This is a genomic window from Actinomadura sp. K4S16 (assembly GCF_008327685.1).
Taxonomy (GTDB): Bacteria; Actinomycetota; Actinomycetes; order Streptosporangiales; family Streptosporangiaceae; genus Spirillospora.
The window spans coordinates 1-2,545 of record NZ_BDDE01000042.1; the positions used below are offsets into that span (position 1 = coordinate 1).

The following is a 2,545-nucleotide window of genomic DNA, read 5'->3' on the forward strand; positions in this document are numbered from 1 at the left end:
GGTCGGGTAGCGGGGACGCATTACTGCGCCCCCGCCCCCTCAGAACCGTGCGTGCCATTCGTCACGGCACACGGCTCAAGCAGATCCAAGCGGCGATTTAGGATCACGCTGCGTTTTGCCTCGTCGTCGGCTATAAAGCCAGCTTCGATGACAGTGTGTATGCACTAAGCGGGTCCTGGCGCCACCATGGCGGCCGGATTCCAGGGCATCCACGATCAGAAGATAGCTCGCCGCTATTGCTCGCCGGGTAACTTGCTGCCACCAGCTTTCCCATTGTTGTGGGGATTGTGGTGGCTGCTCTGCGGTCAGCAGATAGTCCCCGCACATCGGGCACATGGCGTTCTGTTCGTCCAATAGCCTGATGGTGTACCGATCGAGCGGTGGCTTACTCCGTCTGCGGCGGTGAGCCCAGTACTCGGCCAGGAGAGGATCGTCCGGAGACGCCCATCCTTTAACCATGACGTGCCGCTTAATTTCCGTCCACCGAAACATCACCAAGTAAGCGCCGGACTCGAGATCCCCGAACACCCACCTGTCGTTCCGGAACTTGTTGAACTGGCCATAGTACCTGGGGATAATCCAAGACTTTGGCTTATTCTGATGGCTGTGCGTAGCCCACTTGTAGGTGAGTCTCCACACGTGCGTGTCGAGATCTTCGAAAACCTTCGACGACACCACCGGTCGGTAATACGCCGCCCACCCCCGGATCACGGGATTCAGGGCGGCGATCACTGCTTTCGCGTTTGCGCCGCGCAGCCGACGCATTTCAAACGCAAGCCTCGACCTGATCCGCTGTACGGCCGCCTTACTAGGCTTGATCAGAAGTTTGGAGCCATACCGGCGGACGTTGAAGCCGAGAAAGTCAAACCCCTCGGCCACATGGACAATGCGGGTCTTATCCTCGTTGAAGGACAGGCCCCGACCGCCCAGCCACCGCGCCAGTCGCTCCTTGATCAGCACGGCCTGGCGGCGGGTGTGACAGAGCACCACCAGGTCGTCCGCGTACCTGACCAGTACCGGAGAATCCGGATAACTTCGTCCTGCCTTGGGACCGGCAGTTCTGTACCTGGCTCCAGCGACCGTTTCCAGACCGTGTAACGCGACGTTCAGCAGTAGCGGACTGATGATCCCGCCCTGCGGAGTTCCTTCCTCGGTGGGAGCGAACCCGCGTCCCGCCTCGAACACTCCTGCCCGGAGCCACCCACGGACCATCTCCCGAGCGGGAAACAGGCCGATGGCCTCCATCAGCGTTTCGTGGTCGATGCGGTCGAATGCCGCAGCCAAATCCGCATCGAGCACCCATAGGCGTGCTGCGGTCTTGCTTTTGCACGTCTCGTAGATGGCCTCGATCGCATCATGACACCCTCGCCCCGGCCGAAAGCCATATGACTTGGCCTCGAACCGGGCCTCCCACTCGGGTTCCAGTGCATTCCGGACACGCGCTTGATGACATCGGTCCGTCAGCACCGGTATACCGAGCGGACGCATGCGCGCGGGGTTACCGGCCTTGGGAATGTGCACTCGCCGGACCGGACGGGGGCGCCAATCCTGCCTGCAGCGATGCACTCGCTCCGCCATGCGCATTCTGGCCTGACGGGTCAAAGCGACCTCGCCATCAATCCCCGCCGTTCGTCGTCCAGCGTTCCGCTGCGTCACCTGTCGCACGCTCACCAATGTGTTCGCTTGCGACCGCAGCATGAGTTTCTGTAGATTCCTGGTTTTCGCCAGGTCCCCTTCCTTTACCGCCTTGAAGATCCGCTGTCGTAGGCGGCGTACCTGTTTCTCCTGTTCGGCCCAATCAATACGGTCCCACTCCGGACTCTCATCCAGATCGGGACCCCCTGTTCCGGGATCGGCAGGCCCTCGGGTCCGTTCGCCGTTTCGGCGTCCAACTTGCCCCTCGGTTCGGCTGCCATAGACAGTTTCCTTCAAAGATCCACCTGCTCACGTCAGCACGCCTTCGCGTCCGGGCATGGGCCCGGTATCCGGCCAGTTATACGGACGAGCCACTGGAGGGCTGGCATCGCATCCGCTTTCCTGTCGCCTTTCGGCCACCGGCGTTGGCTTTTTGAGCATCCTGTCCAGGCCAGGAGTTGTGCCCCTCTTGCGATCGGCCTACCAACCTCGTTGGACCTGACCCGGGTTTCCATGTTCCACACGTTCGAGAAGCGGCCGAGATTGGGTGCCTTCTTTACCCCGGGGACAGCGGTGCCCATACGGTGCAAGTGGTTTCCTTGCCCGCCGCCGGCCGCGTCTCAACGACCCGTCCCTGTCACGCTGCGTTTCCACCCGTCTCAGCGAGTCCCTATAACGGAGCATCACCAAAGATTCACTTGCGTTCACCCCGCACTCGACCTTCCCCACCTGTAGGGCCGAGACGGAATCGGCCCCCTTGGGATTTCCGTGAGCTTCACACCCACTGGCTCAGGAAGCCAGCACGCATGTCACGGCGGGGACAGGCTCAGACACTAGCCTGGAATGCATTTCGACTTTCCATCGACCTCCAATCATGCATTCACTCGAAACGTGCGACTTCACGTCGCAC

1 protein-coding gene is annotated in these 2,545 nt (G+C 61.2%); it reads right to left on the minus strand.

What is annotated here, in order from left to right:
* Positions 1-75 precede the first annotated feature (75 nt).
* The gene (gene ltrA / locus K4S16_RS44190; RefSeq protein ID WP_149265116.1) at positions 76-1,932 is read right to left on the minus strand and encodes a group II intron reverse transcriptase/maturase; all 1,857 of its coding nucleotides are present in this window, start codon (positions 1,930-1,932) and stop codon (positions 76-78) included.
* Positions 1,933-2,545 lie beyond the last annotated feature (613 nt).